The sequence below is a fragment of the Chamaesiphon sp. OTE_8_metabat_110 genome (assembly GCF_031382685.1).
In the GTDB taxonomy this organism is placed as follows: domain Bacteria; phylum Cyanobacteriota; class Cyanobacteriia; order Cyanobacteriales; family Chamaesiphonaceae; genus Chamaesiphon.
The window spans coordinates 1-4,630 of record NZ_JANMZA010000258.1 but is presented as its reverse complement, the minus strand read 5'-3'; the positions used below and the strand labels follow the sequence as shown (position 1 = coordinate 4,630).

Annotated in this window: 4 protein-coding genes and 1 pseudogene; all 5 read right to left on the bottom strand. The window is 50.0% G+C overall.

The genetic code is table 11. The annotated features are described in order from the left end of the window. Positions 1–885, bottom strand: an 885-nt coding sequence (gene ccsB / locus RMO52_RS09400; protein WP_310413293.1) for a c-type cytochrome biogenesis protein CcsB, incomplete at its 3' end; no start/stop codon positions are given. 96 nt (positions 886–981) lie between these two features. Continuing rightward, a complete protein-coding gene (locus tag RMO52_RS09395) occupies positions 982–1,191 on the bottom strand; it encodes a hypothetical protein (protein WP_309743472.1) in 210 nt (69 codons plus the stop codon). Positions 1,192–1,575: 384 nt separating this feature from the next. After that, a complete protein-coding gene (locus RMO52_RS09390; RefSeq protein ID WP_396134934.1) occupies positions 1,576–2,886 on the bottom strand; it encodes a mechanosensitive ion channel in 1,311 nt (436 codons plus the stop codon). 105 nt (positions 2,887–2,991) lie between these two features. Beyond that, a pseudogene (locus RMO52_RS24665) lies at positions 2,992–3,255 on the bottom strand (hypothetical protein); the annotation flags it as partial. Between the two features lie 850 nt (positions 3,256–4,105). Continuing rightward, positions 4,106–4,630: UDP-3-O-(3-hydroxymyristoyl)glucosamine N-acyltransferase (locus tag RMO52_RS09385; RefSeq protein WP_310413287.1), on the bottom strand; the 525-nt coding region annotated here is incomplete at its 5' end.

The window sequence follows — 4,630 nt, the reverse complement described above, 5'->3', positions numbered from 1 at the left end:
CCAGCCTTTGGTAATTCGCGAGTGCAGATATGCCGCAAAGACCAACCAAGTAATCAATGCCCAAGTTTCTTTCGGATCCCAGCTCCAATACGAACCCCACGCTTCGTTTGCCCAGACCCCACCTGCAATAATCCCGATCGTCAGCAAGGGGAAGCCCAAACCGATGACGCGATAGCTGATATTATCCAAGGTATCGGCGAGACTCAAACGTTGCGGTGTGAGTGTAGCAGTTGCCGTTGTCGGTAATGTCATTACTGCTATGTTACCCATGTCAGCGGTATTAATTGCCATCGGTATGGCAGCTTCGGCAACTTTTTGAGTAGCAAGGCTACTGGTTAGGCGATAACCACTCCCACCAAAAGAGCTACCCCGTAACTCGATGTCCTGTCCGCGCGTGACAAACAAAAAGGCGATTGCCAATACAGATCCCACCATCAAAGTAGCATAAGAGATCATCATTACACTGACGTGCATCATCAACCAGTTTGATTTTAAGGCGGGGACGAGTGGTGCCGAAGCTTGCATCTCATCGGGGAGTTTCAAAGCGGAAAAGGCGGTAATCAGCATCGCTACAGGTGCCGTGACAACGCCCACTAGCGCGCTGCGACTGATGGATTCGGCAAAGAGGTGAACCGCCGTAATCCCCCAAGCTAGAAAGAAAAGCGACTCATATAAATTACTCAATGGGAAGTAGCCAGCTTCGATCCATCTAGCACCCAGAAGGGTTGCCATACACAGATTGGCGATCGCCATCCCTGTAGTACCCAGATTTGGTAAAAATGGCAGGGTGGGGAAAGCGGCACCGACCCAATAAACGAGCATGGTTGCTAGTAAGATCCCAAAGGAGAGGTTGTCCAGTTGATTCTGGAGTGATACTAAGTTCATGTTACAGCTAGATAAAGGTTTTAGATAAATCGATCGGTGGGGATTTGGGCTGATTTATATTTTATTTCCGCTGCCCTAAAGCCTAAAGCCTACCCCTTAGTCTTGCCAGTCGGGAATCACCCACACTGGCGGAGTTGAGAGCTTTTTGAGCCGAGCTGCTTCGGCGATCTCGTGCATTTTATCTAAAGAAGTTTCGTTGATAAATTTGGCAGCCGATTCTAGATGAGCTTGGTTTTGACAGCGATCGGGACGTACGCAGCCGTTAGTGCAAACTTCATCACACTTAATAATCGTATTAGTTTCCACGTCTCAAAGAAATTTTGAACCTCATCAAATATTTTAGCCCAACTAGATTGGGGTGAGGGGGTGAGATCTCCCCGGCTAAACAAAAAGTCAGGAACCAACCTCTATGGCTAGTTCCTGACTTTGGTTGTTAATCGATCGCACTAAGCGAGAGCAGCGTTGCTGAATCTGGGTATGATACCAATCGAAATCCCTTGCCCTCACCCCGCCCTCACCCCGCCCTCGCCTCCGGCTCTGGTTCCCCTCTCCCAAGCTTGGGAGCGGCTCGCGCTCCTCGGCTTTGCCGAGGGTTTAGCGAGACAAGACAGAGGGGTTGGGGGTGAGGGCAAGATTGGTGCAAATCATACCTTAAATCAGCAACGCCGCGACAGTCAAAGTATTAACCCTCTAACGTTTATCGCGGAAGCCTGTCAACCAATCCCGGAGTTGTTCGGACGCCACATCGCGACCGCCCAAACCGAATGAGATCGCCATTGCCACGGCGATCGCACCTAGCAATAGACCGAATGCTAAGTTAACGATACTCGCCGCAATTCCCATCTGCTGGAGTGCCATCGCACCGACAAAGACGATAATTGCCAAGCGAGCGACCTGTCCGAGGATTTGGGATTGGTGTGTACCCGAGCTGCTGACGACTCTTTGCGCCAAGTTGGCTAGATATAGACCGATCGCAAACACGACGATTCCAGATAAAACTTGTCCGGAGATCAACAGCAAGCCATTAACTAGCTGGGTGAGCGAATCAATCCCTAAGACGCCAGTAGCAGCGACAGCGGCAACCAACATCACCCCAATCCGGGCGACTAATCCGGCTATTTCCGAAGGTGTCTGCTTGCGAGTACTGGGGACGATCTCGCTGCGAGTCACTGGTGTCCCTGATGGTGGTACGCTCAGGGGACTAGCTGTCGTCGAATCATGTAAAGAATTGAGTCCCAACGCCCGGAAGATATTGTTGAAACCCAATCCATTGAGGAGATTGGTAACTAGCTCGCCGATGAACTGACTGACAACATAAGCCACGGCTAAAATCGCCGCTGCGGTCAGAATTTGGGGGATGATATCCAATACTCGTTGGAGCATGGAAGTGGCAGGGCCAGAGATCGCTGGGATCTGGAGCGCATCGAGAGCGGCGACTGCCGTCGGAATCAACACCATCAGGTAGACAACAGTGCCCAATAAACCCGAGAGGGATTGACCGGGAGCGGCTCTATTTAAGCCAATTTTGGTAGCTAATCTCTCAGTTCCAGCCGCCGCTAGTAGATTAGTCACCAACTCGCGGACGATTCTGGCGACAAACCAGCCGACTAAAGCGATCAAACCTGCTTTGAAGATATTGGGTAAGGCGCTGAGAATATCATTGAGCAGATTTTGGACTGGTGCCAGCGGGCCTCTAAGATCGAGAACATCGAGGATCAGAGGCAGGAAGAATAAGAAGACGAACCAGTACAAGGCATTACCAAGCGTCTCACTCGGTAATACTTGATTTTCACCCACCGCCATTCTCCGAGACATGGCGGGGACGAGCGTGCCAGCCGTCCGCACGACGATCGCTTTGACTGCGGTGGCTACCAGCCATGCTACTGCTGCTAAAGCTGCTGCTGAAGCTAGTTTTGGTACGAATGCCAGAATTTGATTCAGGACATTATTCAGCGGTTGGGCGACAACGGTGAGGTTGAGGGCGTTGAGAAAGCCCAGCACCGCAAACAGAAAAATTAGCCAGAACACGATGTCTCCGACTAATTTTTCGGTGTTTAAATTTGAGTTAGCATTGCCTGTAGCCATCCGCCCTAGGCGATTGTCTAAGTCCGTGCGTTTGAGTAAGTTCCGAACGACAGATGAGACGACAAAAGCCACGATCCAGCCGACAAATAACGTGACGATCGCCCCGAGTAAGCTGGGGAGGTAAGCGCCGACGGTGCCACTGGTTTGTCTGACGAAGTTTTCGACTCCAGTAGTAGAAAAATTGGGCGTGGTCACTGGTACTGCGACCTGCGCGACTAGCCACTGTTGGCTAATGAGCCGATCGGTGCTAGCAAGCGTGCCGATAAGTTGCCAAGTTTCGTTCATATTCGTGCTGTGTAATAAATTGTAAGTGCCAGTGTAGACCGACTAGTCAGGAAATAACTTATCTTGCCTACTTAGCATTTGTGCCTGCAAACGGGGAACGATCGAGGATGCCAACGCCTCCATTTTCCTGTCGTCGTTCGGACGGATCGGCTCTCCAGCATTTATGGTAATAAGCAAGACTTATTGAAAGCGGATGCGCGCTCGTCGGGTTTCCCGACGGTTTGCGGATGCGCGCTCCTCGGGTTCCCCGAGGGTATAGCGCACCAAGCAGCGAGACAAGACAGGGGGGATTTCTAGGGTTTACGAATGCTAATTTATACTTTTCAAACACCCTCTTAAGTGTCTGTTTCCCCAACATAGCAGGAGAGCCGATCGGGTAGCAGTCACAGCGTCAAATAGTGGTAGTGAAATATACCAGTTTTTCAAATTTTGCCGATTGGCATAAATTTAAATTTAAGCATCTTTGGTTGACGATCGATTCGGTCGCTTAAAACAACTAAAAAGGTAGCTGCTTTCGGGCAACAAAACTACACATTAGACGATCCCAGGAAAGTCCCTAGTAATAATGTGCAAGGATAGTTACTTTCTACTTTTGAGTAATTAAATAACTACAGCTTCTGAGGTAGCTTAACACGATCGCTCGATAATGAGATCCACAAATCGACATATATTTTACATTCTTGAGGTAGATTAACTACTCGGACGGACGATATTTTTGGATTAGAGAATACTAATTTCGATCGGGACTTACTACTGCAAAGGCGGCTCAATTGCCGACAGTACGCTCCGCAAACGGAGGCGATCGGCTAATGTCCCTAAGATAGCGCTTGCCTAAATCCGTGCCTAGCTGTTAACTACGCGGGCTGTTTTTAAAGAATTGATACATTTCTGGTAGTCGATTGACGATCGCGGCAGTTTTAAGCCAAAGTTTGTGGGAAACGGCGGGATATCCCGAGACAATTTCACCGGGTTCGACGTTGCGATGAATGCCTGTTTTCGATGAAGCAATTGCGCGATCGCCGATAGTTACTTGATTGGCAACGCCAACTTGTCCGGCTAGTAAAACTCCATTGCCAACTTTGACGCCACCAGCTAACCCAACTTGAGCGGCAAGGGCGCAATTAGATCCAATTTGACACCCGTGTCCGACATGCACTAGATTGTCTAACTTGGTATCTTTACCAATCCGCGTTTCCCCCACGGCTGGTCGATCGACAGTGCTATTGCAACCGATCTCCACACCATCCTCTAAGACCGTATAACCAGCCTGTTCCATCTTGAACCAGCCTGTAGCCGTCGGCACAAAGCCAAAGCCCTCTGCGCCGATCGTCGCCCCACTGTGGATGACGCAATTAGCGCCAATCCGTACCCGCTC